We start from the raw sequence: 20,331 nt of genomic DNA, 5'->3' as shown, positions 1-20,331 counted from the left end.
GATCGCCCAGCCAGCCGCCTCTCCCCGGGGGTGGCGGCTGGCGATTGGGACCGGGCTATTCGACTTCCTCGACCTGGATTCGGAAGAACAGCTTGGCGGGATCGCCGATCCGGCTGATGCCCACGCGAGTGGTTCCGGGGACCGGCGTATCGCGCTCGGGAGTGAGGGTCACGGTAACACCATCCGCGAATTCGCCCGAGTCGTGGAAGCTCAGCAGGTCGGTGGACCACTGGTAGGTTGCGACAACGTCGGCGGTGGGCTCCGGCGGGTTCGGGTGCTCCAGAACCAGATCGGGGCCATTGTGAGCCATGCGGAATGCAGCCGGATCAGCCTGGCCTGGGTGGAGACCAAGGAAATACTCGATCCCATTGGCGAGCCCGTCGCCGTCGCCGTCGTCGCCGAAGCCGGTGGGCCCCGGAATGGAGTGATCGCCGATCCATGAGGCGAAGGTCGGGAGAAGTCCTTCCGACACCGGCCGCCCGTCGCCGCCGTTGGAGATGGCGAGAGATTCCACTTCATCGATGGACAGTGCCCGGTTCCAGACCGCGATGTCATCGATGACACCACCCCATCGATAGGCGGAGTGGTTGTAGGAGAACTGCATGACGGTGTCCGACAAGCTGCTGTCGGTGGCATACGCGGGTTGAGCGGATAGCAGCACGCCATCCACGAAGAACCTCTTGCCGGATACCGCGTCCGAACCATCAAAGGCAATGGCGACATGATGCCAGCTGTCGTCATTCTCAAAGCCCGCCTGGGTGGAGGACCAGGGGTTGCCGAATGGACCGAGCTTGAAGTTGTGCAGCCAGATGTTGTTAGTCCAGAAGATCGTGTTGATGTAACCATCCTGTTGCCGAACCCAGAAGGCGATGGTGTAGGTACCGCTGTCGCGGTAGGCCGGCAGCGAGGCGATGCGCACGGATTCCTGTTCCGATTCCTCGAAGTGGAGCGCATTGCCGAATTTCCCGGACTGCCAGTCGGGGGTGCCGCTGAAGACATATCCATGGTTTGCCTGATCGGTCGCGTCGGTCAACTCGGTGCCTTCCGTGGCGTCGAGCGGCCAGTAGCCCACCAGACCGGTGGCGACGTCCTGCAGTTCGTCAGGCGTGCAGGAAGCGGAGGCCTCCGTGGAGAGGTTGCCCGCAACATCCTCCGCTCTGATCTGGTAGAAATATTCGGTTCCGTTGGTCAGACCCATATCGGTGTAGGCGGCCTCGGTGACGCCCGATGCAATCTCCACAAAGGGGCCGCCCGCATCAGGTGCGCGGGATACCCGGTAGCCGTTCAGGTCGGGTTCCGTGTTCGCGTCCCATCGGAGATAGGCACGGCCGAATCCGCCGTCGGCAACAAGGCCGGAGGGGGCGCCGGGTGGCGTGGTGTCAGCTTCCGGCGTGGCCGAAACGATCACGGAATCGCCGGACTGCAGGCCGCCGGTGTCGGTGCTACGAACGAAATAGTAGTAGGTGGTTCCATTACTCAGGCCCTCGTCCTTATAGTCCGTGCCGGTCGTGCTGGCGATCTCGGTGAAGGGGCCGGACTCGGAGAGCGAGCGATAGACCTCGCAGCTCGTGATGTCGGGATCGGTGACCTCCCAGGAGAGAAGCACGGTGCCGGTGGTGGCGGTGGCGACGACCGTGGTGGGAGCGCTTGGTGTGGCGTTGGAGTCCGAGACGGTGTTGCCCGTGCCGCTGTTGTAGAGGAAGCCAATCTCCGCGGTCGTGAGCGGCCGATCCCAGTAAGCGGTGTCGTCAAAGCGCACGTCGGCTTTGTAGTGATCCGCGGAATGGTTGAAGTTGATGGGCGAGTCATTCAAAACCTGGCTCGGATCCGTGGTATCAACATCACCCGAAGCGACCAGCGTTCCATCCACGTAAATCTGTTTGGCTGGGGTGGCGGATGGATCGTAAACCGCCACCACATGGCGCCAACTGTTGTCGTTGCCATTGAAATTGAGGTCGGTGGACGTCCAGGGAACTCCGAATTTCTGCCACTTGATGTCGTTGTTGGAGGCTCCCAGAGCCACAAAGTTCGGCCCCTTGTTGAAGAAGCTGATGTCACGGTAGCAGTCGATGGTGTAGACCCAGAGAGATATGCTGTAGCTGCCGGTCTGGTTGAATTCATCAATGTGAGGGATTTCAACCCGGTCGTCGCGGTAGCCTTTCAGATCGATGGCATTGCCAAATTTTCCGGGGATCCAGGCCGGGGTTCCTTCGATGAAGGATCCATGATTGCCCAACGGACCCTCGTCGGTCAGTTCGGTGCCGCTGGTGTTGTCCATCGGCCAGTAGCCGACCAGCCCCTGAGCAAGCAGGTCCTTGGTATCGGCAAGGGCATAGACGGTGATCTCGACCAGGACGGGTGCGCCGTCCTCCGTCCCGTCGTTGGCGAAGTAGGTGAAGCTGTCCGGGCCGGAATACCCGGGCGTGGGCGTGTAGGTGAGTTCCGCCCCGGTGCCGGACAAGGTGCCGTGCTGCGGATCGGTCTCGATGGCGAATGTCAGGGGGTCTTGGTCTTTGTCGGACCCGAAAAGTTGAACGGCAATGTTGGAGTCCTGCAACAGATACAGGGTCAGGGGCTCCGCCACCGGCGGGTCGTTCACGGAGTTGACGGTGATGTCGATTGTTGCCACGGCGCTGTCCACGAGGCCGTCGTTGACGAGGAAGGTGAAGCTGTCTGCGCCGTGGAAATCGGGATCCGGCGTGTAGGTCAGATCCGGGGCGGTTCCGGAGAGACTGCCGTTGGCGGGGTCGGTGTGGATGGTGAAGCTCAGAACGTCGAGGTCCGCGTCCGAGGCTGTCAACGTGATCGGGAGGGCGACGTCCTCATCGGTCTCCACGTCCTGGCCGTCGGCCACCGGAGGATCGTTGAGGGAGTTCACGGTGATGGAAACCGTGGCGATGTTGCTGTCGTCCTGCCCGTCGTTGATTTTGAAAGTGAACTGGTCGGCGCCGTGGGAATTCGGGTTGGGAGTGTAGGTCAGGTTGGGGGCGGTTCCTGACAAGACGCCGTCTGAAACGTCATCGACGATGATGTAGGTCAACAGGTCGCCCTGGCCATCGCCGCCGGTAAGGGTGATGGGCAGCGCGATGTCCTCGTCGGTGGAGACGCTTTGCGAGTCCGCGATGGGTGGAGTCTGAGGCTGTTCCTGAATGGTTCGGCCAGTGCCGCCGTTGTAGAGCACCAATGATTGGATTTCATCAAGCGACAGCGCGCGGTTCCACATGGCCAGGTCATCCAAAAGCCCACCCCAGCGGTAGGCCGAATGGTCGATTCCCATCCGGATCCATGAAGATCCACTCAGGAGACTGTCGGCGGGCAGGGCGACATTTTCGGCGATCAGCATGCCATCCACATAGAGTTTTTTACCCGTCTCCGGATTCGCCACATCAAAGACGCAGGCCACATGATGCCAGGTGTTGTCGTCGCCGAAGCCGAGCTCGGTATTGTCCCACGCATCTCCGATGGTCATCTTGTGGTTGTTCATCAGGATTCCGGCAGACTCGAGCGGTCTGTTGCCGGATCCGGCCACCTGATTGATCCAGAAAGCCAGCGTGAATGCTCCGGTTTCACGATAGGCGGCAAGGTTGTCGATGAAGACGGACTCCTGCTCCGCCTCAACAAATCGAAGGGCATTGCCGAACTTGCCCAGGACCCAGTCAGGGGAGCCGGTGACGACGTTGCCGTCGTTTTCATTCGCGGTCATGTCCTCGGCCACGGTGCCGATGGCTGCGTCGAGCGGCCAGTAACCGACGAGGCCGGTGGCCACATCCTGATTGGCAAAGGGTTCTCCGCTGATGGCGGCCGGAGCGGATTCATTGCCGGCGATGTCGAGCGCGGTGATCCGGTAGTAATAGGTCGCGCCATTGGCCAGGTTCTCGTCGGTGAAGGATGAATCCGCACCGACCCCACCCAAGAGAGCGAAGGGACCTCCCACGTCGTCGGACCGGTAGACGTTGTAGGAATCGAAGTCGGTTTCCGGGCTGTCGTCCCAGTCGAGATAGACCCTGCGGTAGCCATTCGATGAAGCCAGGCCGGTGGGTGCGGCAGGCGCGGTCGTATCGTCCGCGGGAATCGCAAAGACTTCCGCCGTGGACGCGGAAACTTCTCCGACGACATCCAAGGCGCGGAGGACGTAATAGTAAGTCACTCCGTTGGTCAGTCCGCTGTCGACATAGCTCGTTGCGGTCGTGGTGCCGAGTGATTCATAGGGGCCGCCGGACACGAGAGAGCGCAGTATTTCATAGGAGGCTGTGTCACCGTCGGTGGACTCGTCCCAAGTCAGGACGACGGCCTCGGTCGTGGGCGTGGCGACCAGTCCCGTGGGGGTGGCTGGCGGGTTGTTCAAATCGGAAAGCGTGTTGCCTTCCCCGGTGTTGTAGAGATAGCCGATCTCGTCGGTCGTCAGGGCCCGATTCCAAATGGCGACATCATCATAGCGGGCCGTGGTCGCGTAGGCGGTGGAGTTTGAACTGAAAGCAATGGGATCCGTGTTGAGCGCGGTATCCGAGCCAAGCCCATCCGTGTCGTCCGAGGCCACCAGCACTCCGTTGCAATAGACCTTCTTGGCGGGAGTCGCTGCCGGATCGTAGATCATGACGATATGTTGCCAGGATTCGGCATTGTGCGTGAATCCCAAGGACGACGATGTCCAGGGGCTTCCCAAATGTGACCATCTTGCATCCTGGTTGGTGAAGCCGATCGCAGCCTTGTTCAGGCCCTTGCTGAAGACATTCGCATCCCGGTAGCAATTCACCGGATAGAACCAGAGCGAGATGCTGTAGCTGCCGGTCGTGTTGTAGTTTGCCAAGTGCGGTATCTGAGCCCAATCCTGGCGCTCACTGACGACATCAAGTGCGTTGCCGAACTTGCCGGGCACCCAGTCGGGACTGCCCTGAAGGAAGCTGCCGTGGTTCTCCTGAGCCGTCACATCAATGATGGCGGTCCCGCCAACGCTGTCCATGGGCCAGTAGCCCTGTAGCCCGACAGCCAGCACATCCTTCAATGGAATGAAGGGTGTGGCTTCGACTTCTCTGGAGTTATGGGATTCGTTTCCGCGCGTATTGATGGTGCGCACCACGTAGTGGTACGTGGTGTAGTTGATCGCCGTCGTGTCAGTAAAGCTGGTGCTTGTGAGATCCCCGGAGACCACGGCATAGGGACCCCCGGAAGTTTCGGAGCGATAAACGCGGTAGCCGCCGAAATCGAGGGTGGTGGTGTCGGCATCCCATGAGAGGGACACCTGATCATCGCCCTCCACGGCCGCCAGACCGGTCGGGCGTGTGGGAGGTGTGCTCCAATCGGTCACGATGTTGCCGGCGCCACCGTTGTGGAGGTAGGCGATCTCGGTGGTGGTGATCACCCGGTTCCAAATGGCCACGTCATCGAACAGCGCACTGGATTTCTCGGCATCGTCACTGCTGCCGAAGCTGATGGGATCCGTGTTGAGGGCGGGGTCCGACACGCCATCGCTGTCGCCAGTGGCAACCAAGGCGCCATCCACGTAGAGGTGCTTGGCGGGCGAAGCGTCTTTGTCGAAGGTGAGAACGATGTGGTGCCATGTCGCGTCGCCCATGGAGAAGCCCAGGTTGGCGCTCGTCCACGGAGTGCCGAAGGCGTCAACCGTTGCCGCACTGCCGGTTCCATTGATGGCCACGAGTCCCTCGCCCTTGGCGAACTGGTCGAGCTTGTCGTCACCCTCGACCGAGTGGAACCAAAGCGACAGCGAGTAGGCGTGATTGGCGTTGTAGGCATCGAGGTGGGGAATGAGCGCCCGGTCATCGCGTGCCTGGGAGATCTCGAGCGCGTTGCCGAATTTGCCTGCAACCCAGACTGGAGCGCCTTCGCTGAATGCGCCGTGGTTGGCATAGGGCGATTGATCCCTGACTTCGCTGCCACGGGTCATGTCCATGGGCCAGTAACCCGCGAGCCCGTAGGTGAGTGCGGGATCATCCTGAGCCACGGCCACGGCAATCTCATGCTGATGAGCCTGATCATCGGTCACGCGCAAGGTGAGCTGGCCGAGGTCGCTGATTTCAGCGAAGCCTGTCGTCACCGCTCCCCGGGCGACGAGTTCTCCGTTTGCCTCCCATACGTAGTCATACAGGACGCCTTCCGGATCCGAACTCAGCGAGCCGTCCAGTGACAGCTCGGCCTTGGTCCCCAAGCCACCGATGATGCTAGCCGTTGCCGAGGACGCGTTTGGCGTTTGGCCCGGATAAGGGGTAACCACGCCGTAGGTGGCCTCGTGGAGCGCGATGCTGTTGATCAGCTCGTCGTAGTAGTTCTGAAGCTCCGGGCTGTTGTCGCCTCCGGCGATGGCAGCCGCGATGTCCTCAGCCATCCGCTTCATCGGGTGGATGATGAAGGCACCATCCGCTCCCATGGTGTTCGCCCATCCGTAGAAGCCACGGTGGTAGCTGGGGTTCGCCTTGATCTCGTTCCCTGAAATCCCGGCATCATTGGTCTCCCACTTGGCGAAGTACTGCGCGATGTCGTCCGCGATATCCAGCGGCAGGTCATCCTTGTCGAACTCATCGTAGACCATCAAGGCCCGAACTACCGATTGTGCTTCGGGGTTTGTGTAGCCATCCAAGACTTTGGGCTCATGCAGATCGCGCCCGATGGTTTGAAGGCCTTTGACGTAGTGTTCTCCCCAATCTGCCGGATCCTTGGTCTCGAGAATGAGCGCAAAACCCGCCTGGTAGGAACCCTTGGGATAGACGTGGGCTTCGTTGGCATAAACTTCCGTAAGCCGCAGGAATTCTTCGCCGCTCATGGTGTCTCTCAATCCCGTCATGGCCCAGAATGCGGCTTCGCGCAGCCACCAGTCATCGTGGGTCAGGTAAGGCAGGATGAAGTCCAGATTGTCGCGAACGTCTTCCGGCTCGGCTTTGGACAGGGCCCACAAGGCGCCATCGATTTCCCAGAGGGACGAATCCGGATCGTCGATCACTGCCTTGATCAGGGGCAGGAATTCTTCCGACACGGTTTGAGGCGACAGCGATGTTTTGCTCATGGGTCGAGCCCAACCTTCATACCCCACAATGCCTTCCAGGGCTGCACGGCGTGGCCGTGGATCCGGATCCTGCAGCGTGGCTTTCAACTCGGCAATCGATGCTGCGTCGGCCCGCTGGCTGAGAGTGGTCGCAGCCCTCTGTCGAACCTGCGAATTGGAGTGGTAAAGCAGGCGCCCGAAGTAGGAAGCCGGAAGCTCGTCGGGGTTGTAGAGTTTCCTCCAGATGGCATCGATCCGCTGATCTTCCCCGCCGTAGGCGGCAGGGGGTGCGTCGGCAAGAAATTCGCGGTCGCGCTCGTTGCCCCAGGTGGCGGTGTGGGCTGGATATGGGACGCTATGGGCGGTTTGTGCGGCACCCGTGATGCGCAGAGTCTTGCGAGAGGCCGTGTAAACCATGGCGGCTCCCATGCCATAGCCCCCACCCGTGTACCAGTGACCGCCAATGGTTGTGGGAATCCGGAAGGTGCCATCATGGCGGCGGCAGAGATCGTAATACCAAGTGAGTCGGTCGAGCATGTTGCGGTGCCTGTCCTCATAGGCGGCGGAGGTGTGCATGGCACCGAGTGCCCGCCAGATCACGTTGAAGCCACCGCCAGTGTGACCCACTTCGAGGAACGTGTATGACTCGGCCACGGCCAGTCCGGTGTATTCAGCCGCCGAGACGAAGTCGTCTCCGTCGAGAAGCGACCACAAGCAGGCCACGGATCCATCCTTGCCATTCGAGTTCGGGTCGAACTCGGCGCGGTGATTCCCGTAGGGCACAGGACCATGGCCTGCGTACCGGTAAAGGAAGTCGATCGACTTTTTCCATGTATCCACAGGCACGTTGACACCGCACTCACGCGCCAGCGTCATGCCCAGGACAACGATGTTGCCGGCCTGGTTCAGAGTGCCTCCCTGCACATAACCTGAACTGGGACCCAGTCGGTGACTGTACATGCCCTCGACGTCGCCGGTGTCCGCATGGTCACAGAGTTCCTGAATGCGTGGAAGGACCGTGGCATCACCGGTCCGCAGGTAGTATTCGCACAGGAACACAAGCTGGTAACCGATGGCCCAGCATGAGTCGGAAAGGCCGCCGGCAACCACGTTGTCCGCGATGGACTTCGCTTCGTCGAGGTACTGGTCATCACCTGTTGAGAGCAGGAAGAGCCCGGCGAGCATGGCTTCCAGTTCAATGCCGTTCATGATCGCGCTGTTGCTGATCTCCTGGGCGACCGAGTCGACGATCGCATCCGATTTGGGACAGCTCAGGGGCCACGTTTCCGTGTAGGCGCCGAGCACCGGGATGGTGATCGTCACGTTCATCGGGATGGCACCACGCAGGATGCCGAAGTCGAGCTCACCGTCGAAGGCTTCCGCGGCTCCAATCTGCGTACCCAGGGGAATGCGCGGATCTTCGTCGTCCTGAAGCAAGACGCCATTGACCGAGGTGATGACATCACCCGATTGAAACAGTCCGTCGGAGGGAGACCCCGCCGCGGTGCTGTCAATGGTCACCGTGAAGTCGTCGATCGTGGCCTCGATGCCGGTGACACCGATGATGAAGCCGGTGTAGGTTTTCCCAGACGCGACCCTGGAATCAAGGAAGGTGGGCGCCTGCGCAATGTAGCCGTTTTCGATGACGGCTTCGGCCGCCTTCCAGCCGATTTCCAGAAAGTTTTCCGCGCGGGCATGATAGTGGTAACCACCGCCGGAGGTGAAGGGCTCGCCAGCGTCGTTGTTGCCCCAGTCCTCGCCGATCATGTCGTCGGTGTCGAAGTAGGCTGCGGAGTCGGGGATTTCCGAATTCAGATCGGCAACCGCCGAGATGCGGGCGGCATTCAGCGTGGCGTTTTGGTCCGACGATTCGCCAATGATGATCGGCAGACGATCTGGTATGCGCGGGTCGGCCGCGCGGATCGAGTAAATCAGGTCCTTGAGGTTGTCGGCATACTCGGCCTGCAATTGGGCGGCCGTATATGGGCCACTGTTGAATTGTTCGTTGAAGCCCTGAAACCAGAACACAGCGCACACTTCATAACCGGGCGCTCCGTTGTAGGCATCGAGCACCCCGTTGTCGGCGAGGTCCGTATCGAGGTCATCGAGGAATTCAAGGAAGCGCGTGATGGTATTGCTGTAGTTTACGCCCACCGTGCCACCGCGTGCGGCAACTGCAGTTGGTGGGCGCCAGTCATGACCCAAAGTGGTTCCGCCTTTGTCGGATTTGAACAGAAACAAGGGTGCCGCCACCGAGTCAGCCAGACGATGTCCCATGGACAACTCCGCGCCGAACATCGAGCCGTTGCCTGTCGAGACTCCGAAGCCCGGCGACAGGGGCTGGATGCCGTTGACCAGATCCGCAGGGTCTGATGTGGGCAGGACGTTTTTCAATGTGCTGCTGGTTGAGTCGTAGTGGACGCACCAGGCGTCGGTCCGCGGATCCAGCCATGAGGGGGACAAACTGTCCCCGAATTCGTAGGGCATGTTGCCCAGGTAGGTGGTCGCCGCCGGCGTGCCGCTGAGCAGGAACTCCAGGGACGGAGCGTTCAGGCTCGGATCGGCAAAGGTGAAAGCCTGCCCCTCCATGTTGGACTGGCCTAACAGGAGGATGATCTTGAGATCTCGCTCGCCGGCTTGCGCGGAGAGGCAGAGAGAGGTCGCCAGCAAGGGGACGAAGAGGAAATTCAGGAATCGCAGTCTCATTCTGCTGAGGTGGGTGCGGACAGGGTGAGCTCGCCGCTGCGGGTCTTCTTCGGAACGGCGAAAGACAGGGTCAGCGAAAGCGGCTGTTCCTTCGCGGGAAAGGACTCGGGAAGCTCGGCGCGATAGATGTCGTCGCGGAGATCTCCCGCCGGAAGCTGATGGGCCACGAGCGCCGCGGCGTCATGGATGAGGGGGAGAATGCTGAGCTCGGAGGCGGCAGCGAGCTGACCGTTGGGCATGCTGATCGCCTGGTAGCTCCAGGTGACCGGCTTCCGACCGGATTCTGTAATCCCGATCAGCTCCGGGAGTTGGATCGATCGCTTCCGGTCGTTGGTCGTCCAGCTGAGTTCCGCAGTGACTGGAGTTCCGGGTTTGGCGAAGAGCAACAGCGCGGCGATGTGCAGGCGCGCGGGGTGGACATCGGTGACCAACAGCGATTCGTGGGTCTTACCGTCCGAATGGACGAGGGCGTACTCCAGATCAGCTCGGGTTTCGGCAACGGCGACCGGGATGGTGAGCTGGCGCTTGGCGACATCGATCGTGATCTGGCCGAGACGGAACTTCCCCTCGCCAAGGGGCTCGATTTTGAACTCCTCCGGAATCTGTTCCGCATCAATTGCGACAGGATATTTGCCCGCCCGATCGAGCCGGGCGGGATCAAATCTCGGGTCCCCGGCCGGGTCCTGCGCTCGGAGCGCAACCAGCAACGGGCCGGCGAGCAGCGGAATGAGGAGGATTTTGAGAAATATGGACATAGCGGGCACCTTAACGCCGCTGCTTCTACCATCTTGAATGTTAACAGAAGATGAATTTCGGTCTCGTTCCTGGTTTTCCGAGCCTCTATCTCCCAACCGAGGTCGGGCCTAGGAACTGCTGCCTGCGAAACCCCTGTCTACGCCGGGACAGCCTCGCCGAGGCGCGGATTTGTCGTTGAAGGACGCTCCTTCGGAAGGCGGATCGTGAAGATTGTCTCCCGACCCGGGTTGCTGGCTACGGTGAGCGTTCCCGAATGAGCTGCAACGATGGCCTGGCAAATCGAGAGCCCGAGGCCGATGTTGTAGTGCTTCCCTTTCTTTTGATGGGAGCTGTCCTCCTGAAAAAAGCGGTCAAAGAGCTTATCCAGATTTTCGGGCTGGATGCCGATGCCGTTGTCCACGACTTCGATCACGGAGAACTCCGACTCTTGCCTCGTACGCAACGCAATCATGATCGGCTCGGGATTGTGCTGCAGCGCGTTGTTGACCAGATTGGTGATGACCTGCTCGATCCGGAAAGGATCACAAAAGACATTCCCGCCGTTCAGCTCGGTCACAAGCGTGCTGCCTTTCTCAATCACGTAGGCCTGAAGCTCTTCCGCGAGACCCTCAATGAGCGGGTCCAGTGCCAGCGAATCGCAGCCAAGCTTGTGGCGACCCGAATCGTAGCGCGACAGATCGAGTAGATCTCCGATGATCCGATTGAGACGCTCCGAAGAGCGTTTGCTGCTTTTCAAAATCCCGTCGACCTCGGTCGGTGAGCGGCCCGGTTCCAACGCCAGCGCAAGATTGGCATTCAATGCCGTCAACGGCGTGCGCAGTTCATGCGAAGCGTCGGCAGTGAATCGCACCTGTTTGTCGAAGAGCGACTCGAGTTGCGCGTAGGTCCGGTTCAGTTCGTCCGTCAATTGCACGAGTTCGGCAGACTTGCCCCCTGTGGGCTCGGGAATGCGCTCGGACAGCTCGCCGTTCGCGATCCGCTCCGCCGAGCGCTCGATCACCTGCAGATGTTTGAGCGCGCGGGAGACGAAGAGCCAACCGACGGCGACACCCAAGAGCCAGATACCGAAGGCTCCACCCATGATTCTGCCCCTGAGGGCGGCGAGTTCCTTGTGGAGCCCCTGCAGGTCGAAACCCACGAAAACGATGTCCCGCGGAGTCCGATGCGCGATCTCCCGGTACCGGTTGTCGCGCGTCCGCTTCCAGTACCCGCCCTGTGGAATCGGCGGCGGCTCAATCTCCGGGGCCAGTGACGAGCTGGCCACAACTCCGAGAGACGCGCTGTTCCAAACGATGGCATAGAAGCCATAGTCTCCGAGCTTCTCTTCGAGACTCTCGAAGAGGGTATCGCTGTCTTCGCCGCGGGGTCCGCGCACTTCCAACTGGATGTCGTTGAAATTCACGGCCTCCCATCCTTCGACACCCTTTCTGCTGGCTTCGTCGTCCAGACGGGACCTGCTGACCTGATCTTCGAGACCGGGCCTGCCGGACGGAGGGTCAAAACCGAACGGCGGCCTTCCAGGAGGAGGACGGTCTCCCCTTCCTCCCCTGGGTCCCTTCCTGCCGACCGCGTTCATGATCGGGTGGATCATCTTGTCGAGCGCGTCGTCAAATGCGTCGAGCCTGTGCCGGGACTCGCTACGGTAATAGCCGTAGCTGAGCGCGACCAGAAGCACGGCAAGCATCACCGCATACCAGAGCTGGATCTTCCATTTGAGCGAGAGCGGCCGCATGGACAGTCTTATCTGTGGACTCGATCGATCTGAAAAGCGATTTGCCGCATCTTCCGTGAAACGGGACGCCCGTCACTCAACGGATTCCTCGATCCATATCGTGTAGAAACGCCTGGGCATGCCGGTCTGCGTGTTGAACAGCAACGTGACCCGCTCGTAGCCGTCTCCGAGGTCATCGCTCGTTTCCGACACGGGTTGGTCCGCGCTGTCCAGATCCTCGAGGTCCTCCCAACCGTCCAGATCATCCGAAACGCGGATCACGTAGTCCAATCCGGAACCGACGCCCTGCACCGGCCGAACATAGCGGAGCGAATGCGTGCCTGCGCCGACCTCGAAGCCCGGAAGCCGTGAGCGGTCCACGATCGCATCGCGCGGGTCACCCAACCCGTAAGCGTGGTAGAGAAGGTTCGCGATGCCGTTGCCCGACCAGTCCTCGTCGTCGCCGGAACCGTCGGCGGCAAGGCCATACTGGCTGCGGAACGCGACCAGAGTGGATTCCCCGATGTCCAGAACGGTGACTTCGAGGGTCGCCAAGGGAGATGAGAACCTCCGGTCACTCGCGACCATCCGTAACTCGTAGACGTTATCGCCATCCGCATCACCCGGGTTCTCGAAATCAGGCGCCGAGAGGAACTCCAGCGTTTCCCCATCCGCATGGATCGTGAAAAGGTGGCTGTCGTCACCCCCGGTTATCGTGAAGGTGATGTTGTTGCCTTCGGCATCCGTCGAGAGCAGGGTTCCCACTGTCGTGGTGTTTTCATCGACACTCGTATTGCTCAAGGTTGGCTGTGTTGGCGCGTTGTCGTTCTGATTCCTGACCTCGATCTCGAAGGTCACGCTGGCGGAGTTCCGCACCCCGTCGGTCGCGCGGATCTGCACGGTGTGGAAATTGTCCGCATCGGCGTCCTGAGGGCTCTCGAAGTCCGGGTCGGCGATGAAGGACAGGACGTTCGACTGGATCGTGAACAGTGCGGCATCCACGCCGCCGGTGATCTCATAGGTCACGGAATCGCCATCCGGATCGGTGGCGGCGAGATTGCCGACCGTCCTGTTGTTTTCCTGGATGATCGTGTTGCTCAGCGTCGGCACCGAGGGATCGCTGTCGTTGAGGTTGCCGACCGTGATCGCATACGCCGCAATCGTGCTGTGAACTCCGTCCCACGCATCGACCTGGACTTCGTAAACGTTGTCGCCATTGGCATCCGCGGGAGACTCGGCGTCCGGTGCCGCCACGAAGAACAGCGTGACGCCATCGGGCTCGAGACCGAATTGGCTGCTGTCCGCTCCTCCGATGATCCTGAATTCGGGAGTCGTTCCGTCCCCGTCGGTCGCACTCAGCGCGCCCACGGTCGTCGCACCTTCGTCCACCCCAGTCGCGCTCAGCGCGGGAGCGGTCGGAGCGAATTCGTTCTCATCCAGCACATGAATCGAGAATGCAGCCGGGCTTGATGTGTACTCTGAATCACTCGACCGGACCTGGACATCGTAAACATTGTCGGCACCGGCATCGCCGGGGGACTCGTGGTCCGGAGCGATTTTGAACTGCAACTGGTTCCCGTTGATCTCGAACACTGCCGCATCGTTGCCGCCGACAATTTCAAAACCAACCGTCGCGCCATCACCATCGGTCGCGCTCAGGATCCCGACCGTGGTCGTGTTCTCCGGCAGGCTTGTCGAACTCAACACCGGTACGGTGGGCGTGTTGTCATTTTCATCCAGCACCTGGATCACGAAGGCGGAAACGGAGGAGTTGGTCCCGTCGCTCGCGCGGATCTCGATGTGGTAGCTGTTGTCAGCCCCGGAATCGGCGGGATTCTCGTGATCGGGCGCGGAAGCAAACGAAAGGGCGTTCCCGCTCAGGGTGAAGAGGCTGGCATCGGCACCGCCGTCGATCGTTAGGGTGACACTGTCGCCATCTCCATCCGTCGAGGTGATGGAGCCCACCGCCGTGGTGTTCTCGAGGACCTCGTCACTGCTCAATACCGGCTGGCTAGGAGTGTTGTCGTTGAGAGCTTGGACCGTGATAGAGAAAACAGTGTCCCTGCTATATAGGCCGTCGGTGGCCAAGACCCGGACGCTGTAAACATTGTCCGAGTCATCGTCTGTGGGGGCCTCGAAGTCCGGTGCCGTAATGAACGAAAGCGTTCGGTTGGAAATCTGGAAATGGGCGCCATCGTAACCGTCGGCGATGACGTAGGAGACGGAATCACCATCCGCATCCGTCGACGACAAGGTGCCTACCGACGTCGAGTTTTCGGAAACGGAATCGTTGCTCAGTGTCGGCGCGGTCGGCCGATTGTCGTTATCATTGATGACATCGATATCGAGTATGGCGCTTCTCCCCAGGCCGTGGGCGTCGGTGACAAGGACTTGACATCGATAGCGGTTGTTACGATCGGAGTCCCAAGGCGATTCGTAGTCGGGGAAATCCACCAATTTAAGTGTATGCGTCTCCGGGTCGATCTCGAACCAGTGACTGTCAAAGAGGGTCGTGAGCGAGAAGGAGACCGAGGCCTCGTCCGCTCCATCTGCCGACAGCACGCCGACCGACCTGTTGTTCTCCAGCACGTCCTGGTTGGAGATGCTGATCTCGGGGGTGTCCGCCACCGTCACGGTTCGGTAAACGGTGTTGGTTCGGCCGAATTGGTCGGTCGCCGAGTAGGAGACCTGATAGGTGCCATGGGTCCTCTCTGCGAGTTCCGGGGGAGTAACGGTCGAGAACGTCAGCGGGTTGCCGTAGCAATCGGTCGCGGAGGCGCCCGGCTCCTGGTAGAGGAAAACATCGTAAACCGTCATGGGGTTGTTTCCGCTGAGGCTGATCGTCGGGGCGCTCAGGGAACCGCTGGTGGGATTCTGATGGATGGTCCTGATGGAGCCCGGGCTGGTGGTTCCAGGGCTTTGAAAGAGCCCGGGGGAAACAGCACGGCTGTCGATGTAGCTTCCGCCACCGCCTCCCCAACGCTTGTTGCCCGAATCGTCGTCGTTGCCCGCACCGCCACCGGAAAAACCGCCGCCGCCGCCGCCGCCACAATCGTCGGACGCGGTATGTCCGGCACCACCGCCGGAGAGTCCGAAACCTCCTGCCGGGCCGCTGTCGTGCGGCTCGCCTCCGGTGCCACCGGCGCTCCACCTGTTACCGCCCTGTTGCTCGGCGGCACCGCTATAGATTCCTGCGCCGCCACCGGCCTCGTTTACCCAGCTTCCACCCGCCTCACCATCGGTCGAGCCGGTGGAATGGCTCAAACGCTCACCATCCCTCGTGGTCTTGCCACTGCCGCCCGCGTTGGCAAAGGTGTTGACGACGAGAGTGGACGCCGCCCCGCCTCCACCGCCACCGGCGATCATCAGGATCTCCCACTCCGCTCCCTCAACCGGAGGCCGGTAGAGGATTCCCGTCGCCCCTCCTCCACCTCCGCCAGCCTTGGGGTTTGCGGTCGAGCTTCCGCCCGTGTTTCCAGCAATCACCCTCAATTCCCCGCCCGGCCGAAGGGCGTTTGCCGCTGTCGGATCAACCGTGAATGAGGCCGTCAGCCGTGCCCCGCCGCCACCAAAGGCCGTCTGGTCCGAGCCGACCGATGCCAAGGCTTTGGCAAATCCGCCATCGCCTCCTTTGATGTCAAAGTAGAGCGACCCCGGCCAGGCACTTATCGGAATGTTGTAAATGATGTCCGTGGTGCTCAAGCGACCGGCACCTCCGGTGCTTGTGACGTTGTTCGGAACATCGGGCAAACTGCTGTCGTATGGGAAAGCACTGGCAATCGGTGAGATCAGCAGTGCGGTGAGGATGGAAGCGAGACAATGCGTTGAGCGTTTCATTCGGGACTCCTGGAATCTTGGGGCCGCGGGAGCATGGCTCTCCCCGCGATGCCCATGATAATCAGGAAAGGTGAATGGAAACTAAACCGCCGCCGGTCCGGGAGGCGCCGCCCTGTCGAATCGGCATTGACGCAGGCCCGAGGTTGGACTGGGTAGCCTTGGCCACGCTTGCACCCCGCGATCGAACGGCTGGCACGATTCGACCGGAGAGCCGTCAGGCGTCTGCCGGGATGATGAAACCCTGGCCGCGTTTGTTCTGAAGGAAGTCTCTCCCCAGCCGCTTCCGGATGTTGTAGATGTGCACGTTGAGAACGTTGGAGAATTCCTCTTCATTCTCGATGCCCAACGTTTCGCACAAGTCTTCGCGCGTGACGACGGCGCCTGCCCGACTGGCAAGGTACTCGAGCACGGTGTACTGAGCCTTGGTGAATTTGACCGCTTGTTCATCCTTGAAGACCGAGCGGCTGGCCGTGTCGATCCGCACCGATCCGATCCGGATCTCGTTTTTCACCTGGCCGGTGGCGCGACGGGCAAGCGCACGGACCCGGGCAACCAGTTCCCGGGGCTCGTAGGGTTTGACGAGGTAATCATCCGCGCCGCCGTTCAGGCCCTGAAGCCGGTCTTCAAGCTCGCCTTCCGCGGTCAGCATGAGAACGGGGGTCGTCTTCACTTCCCTCAAGGAAGCCAACAGGTCCCATCCATTCAACCCCGGCAACATGACGTCGAGCAGGATGACCTCATGATTCCAATGGAGCGCCCGGTACAGCCCTTCCGTTCCGTTGTCCGCGACGTCCACACTGAAGCCCGCCTCGCTCAGGGTCCGGACGATCGTCGCACGGACATCGTCGTCGTCCTCAATCACCAATAGCTTCATGCCTCGTTCCGGGATTTGGACGGGCTGGATGCGGTGTTGGAGTCGGCGACCCGCATGAGGTGGCGGAGGTTGAACTATGGCGATCGAACTTCAAGTGTAGAGGCATCTTTCCGGAGTCTCCAAAACTCCGGTCCGGCTCCGCCCGGCCCATGGCACTCGGAATTTTGGCTAGGTCTGCCGGGCGACCAGATCGCTCATCCAGCCTCCGCGGGCCGTCACCCATTTCCCCTTCTTCACCACTTGGGGAAAGCCGAAGCCATGGGCGGCGGCGGCTTCGAACACGTCCCACGCCTGGCTGGCCAGAATCCCCGACAACACGAGATCCCCGCCCGGGCGGACGACTTTGGAAATGACCGGGAACGCCTGAATCAGGACGGTCGAGAAGATATTTGCCAGCACCACGTCGTAGGCCTTGCGCGGCTTCCATTTGAGGATGTCGATCTCCTCGACGCGAATCCCCGGGGTTCCGTTGCGCTCGGCATTGCGCTCGGTGACGGTCACGGCGAATGGGTCGAAATCACAGGCAAAGACCGGATCGGCCCCAAGCTTGGCTGCGGCCACGGCCAGCAACCCGGTTCCACAACCGAGGTCGGCACAGCTCCAGCCCGAGCCACGCTCGCGACCGATATCGACCAGAAACCGCAGGCAGGTGGAGGTCGTCGCATGGTCCCCGGTACCGAAGGCCATCTCCGGCGGAATGCTGATGACCTCCCTCCCGGCATGCTCCTTTGCCAGAGACTTCAGCTTCCTTTCGGAATCCTCCTGGGTGACCAGAAAACGATCGCGGATCTTGAGCGGCGGCGGGACCGTCACCGGTTTCTGCCAGTCAGCATTCTTGAGCCGCTTCACGCGGCCGCCGAAGCGTTCGACAATCGCCTCGGCGTCCTTCTTCGTTTCGCAGAAAACCTCCACTCGGAGGGTCTTGCCGCCCTTGAGCACATGGACCACGAAGTTCGGGTTGCCGTGAAACCGGTCCTCCCAGGCATCGAGCCACTTCGACGCCGACAGTTTTTCCCAAACCCACATGCGCATGGAGTAACCAAGCCGGTGGGGGATTCCAAGCGCGGCGTGCCCGAGCCACCTCGGCTTCCGTCGACCGAGTCGCCATTCATGCAACCCGCGGAGGATTCTGCGCCATTGCCGGAGGATAGCGCGTGCGCTAGTCAGCGGGATGCTTTCGCACCTGCAGGCCGGTCACCGATGCGCCCTCCGTGTCCTCGGCCTGCTCGTGGCCGTTGGTGGTATCGCCGCGGCGCAGGAAAAGGACGCAAGACCACCAAGCGCCCTGTCCGACCTGAAGATCGGCGCCGACACCGCTTCTTGGATGAGTTGCTTCCATCGTGCCGGCAGCGGGCTCGACGGGCTGACCCTCAAGCAGATCTGTATTCCCGGGACCCACGACGCGGGTTCTTACCAGGCCCTCGGAGCCAAAGGGGTCATCGCGTCGCGCTGGGTCATCACCCAGAAGCTGAATCTGCGAGAGCAACTGGAGGCGGGCGCACGACGCTTGGATCTCCGCGTGATGAAGGTTCCGGAAGGAGCGGACGAGGGTGAGCTTGAGGCCGGCTTTTACATCCATCACGGCGGCTTCGCTACCGTCGCGCTCGGCAAGGCCCTCGAACAACTGAAGGCCTACCTCGACTCCGATGCCGCTAGGACCGAAACCGTCCTCCTTGAGTTCAGTCACTTCAAAGGGATGACTCCGGGGCAGAATGAAGGAAGCGACTACGCGGCCTTACTCGGCCAGATTGAGGAAGCCATCGGGAGACACCTTCTGAAGCGACCGGAAGGCGATCATTCCTTCATCGATCTCCCGCTACGCAAGCTCAAGGGCAAGGCGGTGTTGTTGGTCCAAACGGGCTCGTTCTTTGAAGGAGTGCCCGACTCACCGGTGGTCCACCGGCTTCACCGCGACCGGCCGATCTACGACCGCTACGCGAACAAGGACCAGACCGCCGCCATGGTCGCGGATCAGGCGAAAAAGTTCCGGGACTACCAAGCCGACGACAGCCTGTTCCTTCTCAACTGGACCCTCACCCCGGGCCGTTCGCTGCGCTCTACCGGCGGTGTCCGCAATCTCGCGGCCGATGCGAATCCCCAGCTCCTCAAGCACTTCAACGACCCCGCCCTCCCCTTCGCCCGTCCGAACGAAGCGGGTCGGATCATCAATGTGATCAACGTCGACTTCTTCGGCGTCCGCGAGTGCGAAGTCCTCAAGGTCTGCGTCGAAGTGATGCGGAATTCGGCCCGGCCAAGATAGGCCGCCCGGAGCACATTTCCGGTCGCCCCCAATTGGAAAAACCGGCTTCCGATTCCAATCGCGAGGAATGGCTCCGGTGACATGGGTGCGAGGTCCCTGACGGGACTCTACCCAAACCAAGAACCATGATGAAAGTGATTGTGATCGTCGGCCTGCTGGCCGCACTCCTGATCGGCGACCTCTTCGCCGGAACCCTGCAGCCGGACGCCGAGACCCAGAAGAAGTTGACGCCCGAATCGGTGCTCAAGGACCTGATGGCGGGCAATGAACGTTACACCAAGGGCGAACTCAGCGACCCGAACGTGAAGGCACGTGTCGAGAAGGCCGTCGAAGGCCAGTTCCCCAAGGCCTATATCCTGTCCTGCGTCGACTCGCGGGTGCCAGTCGAGCAGGTCTTTGACCAAAGCATCGGCGACATCTTCGTCGGACGCGTCGCCGGTAATGTCGAGGGTACCGACCAACTCGGTTCGATCGAATTCGCCACCAAGGTCGCCGGCGTGAAGCTCGTGATGGTTCTCGGCCACGAGGCCTGCGGAGCCGTCAAGGGCGCCTGCGACCACGTGAAGCTGGGCAACCTCACCGACCTCCTCGCCGAGATCACTCCGGCGGTCGAGTCGGTCGAAGGCCACGAGGACCGCAGCTCGAAGAACAAGGAGTTCGTCGATGACGTGATCGAGGCCAACGTCCGCAAGACCGTCGCCGACCTGCGCGAGCGCAGCGAGGTGCTTGCCGGACTCGAGAAGGAGGGCGCCGTGAAAATCGTCGGCGCCATTTACTCGCTCCACGACGGCAGCGTGACGCTGCTCGACTGAGATTTTCGCGGGCGATTTCCCGGTGGTGAAATGGAAAAGGGCCGCTGGTTCTACCAGCGGCCCTTTATTTGGAGCGGGTGATCAGATTCGAACTGACGACATCAACCTTGGCAAAGTCGCCGAGAACGAAGGAATCAGGGCTGCAGAAGCAAAACTGATGCACGAAAACTGAACTCTTCCCGAAAAAGCACCCAAATTCCGTGGGTAATAGTGTGGATTTTTCGTGGATCTCACTTGCTCCATCGTGTGAAACCAGAGTCTGACCTACAGGATTTGAACCTATGAGGACATCGGCATTCGAGCAGGTCCTTGAGGTAGACATAGAGCGCGATGCCGTGGAGCCGGGCGGTCCCGTCGCGGGTGGAGAGGATGGCCACTTTC

8 protein-coding genes are annotated in these 20,331 nt (G+C 61.0%); 2 read left to right on the top strand and 6 right to left on the bottom strand.

Going from position 1 to position 20,331, the window contains the following annotated elements; all coding sequences use genetic code 11:
• Positions 1–55: 55 nt before the first annotated feature.
• The 6 genes from HAHE_RS12665 to HAHE_RS12640 all read right to left on the bottom strand — a co-directional run bounded on the left by HAHE_RS12665 (position 56) and on the right by HAHE_RS12640 (position 17,910).
• A complete protein-coding gene (locus HAHE_RS12665; RefSeq protein WP_338684950.1) occupies positions 56–9,700 on the bottom strand; it encodes a DUF6288 domain-containing protein in 9,645 nt (3,214 codons plus the stop codon).
• Positions 9,697–10,455 (bottom strand): hypothetical protein, encoded by a 759-nt coding sequence (locus HAHE_RS12660; protein ID WP_338684949.1) that lies wholly within the window; start codon positions 10,453–10,455, stop codon positions 9,697–9,699. The genes HAHE_RS12665 and HAHE_RS12660 overlap by 4 nt, the downstream gene beginning before the upstream one ends.
• Positions 10,456–10,592: 137 nt before the next feature.
• Positions 10,593–12,188, bottom strand: a complete 1,596-nt coding sequence (locus tag HAHE_RS12655) for a HAMP domain-containing sensor histidine kinase (protein WP_338684948.1) — start codon at positions 12,186–12,188, stop codon at positions 10,593–10,595.
• 72 nt (positions 12,189–12,260) lie between these two features.
• Positions 12,261–16,004 carry an immunoglobulin-like domain-containing protein gene (locus HAHE_RS12650; RefSeq protein ID WP_338684946.1) on the bottom strand — a complete coding sequence of 1,248 codons (3,744 nt, stop codon included), beginning with the start codon at positions 16,002–16,004 and terminating at the stop codon, positions 12,261–12,263.
• A gap of 214 nt (positions 16,005–16,218) precedes the next feature.
• The gene (locus tag HAHE_RS12645; protein ID WP_338684945.1) at positions 16,219–16,878 is read right to left on the bottom strand and encodes a response regulator transcription factor; all 660 of its coding nucleotides are present in this window, start codon (positions 16,876–16,878) and stop codon (positions 16,219–16,221) included.
• Positions 16,879–17,046: 168 nt separating this feature from the next.
• Positions 17,047–17,910: a 50S ribosomal protein L11 methyltransferase gene (locus HAHE_RS12640; protein WP_338684944.1), complete on the bottom strand. Its 864-nt coding sequence runs from the start codon at positions 17,908–17,910 to the stop codon at positions 17,047–17,049.
• Positions 17,911–18,049: 139 nt separating this feature from the next.
• Between HAHE_RS12640 and HAHE_RS12635 the strand changes: the two genes are divergently transcribed.
• Together HAHE_RS12635 and HAHE_RS12630 are read left to right on the top strand one after the other, a co-directional pair.
• Positions 18,050–19,138, top strand: a complete 1,089-nt coding sequence (locus HAHE_RS12635) for a phosphatidylinositol-specific phospholipase C domain-containing protein (RefSeq protein ID WP_338684943.1) — start codon at positions 18,050–18,052, stop codon at positions 19,136–19,138.
• A 125-nt stretch (positions 19,139–19,263) separates the two neighbouring features.
• A complete protein-coding gene (locus tag HAHE_RS12630; protein WP_338684941.1) occupies positions 19,264–19,950 on the top strand; it encodes a carbonic anhydrase family protein in 687 nt (228 codons plus the stop codon).
• Positions 19,951–20,331: the final 381 nt, after the last annotated feature.

It is taken from the genome of Haloferula helveola (genome assembly GCF_037076345.1).
GTDB classification, from domain to species: domain Bacteria; phylum Verrucomicrobiota; class Verrucomicrobiia; order Verrucomicrobiales; family Akkermansiaceae; genus Haloferula; species Haloferula helveola.
This window is presented reverse-complemented; position numbering and strand designations above follow the sequence as displayed.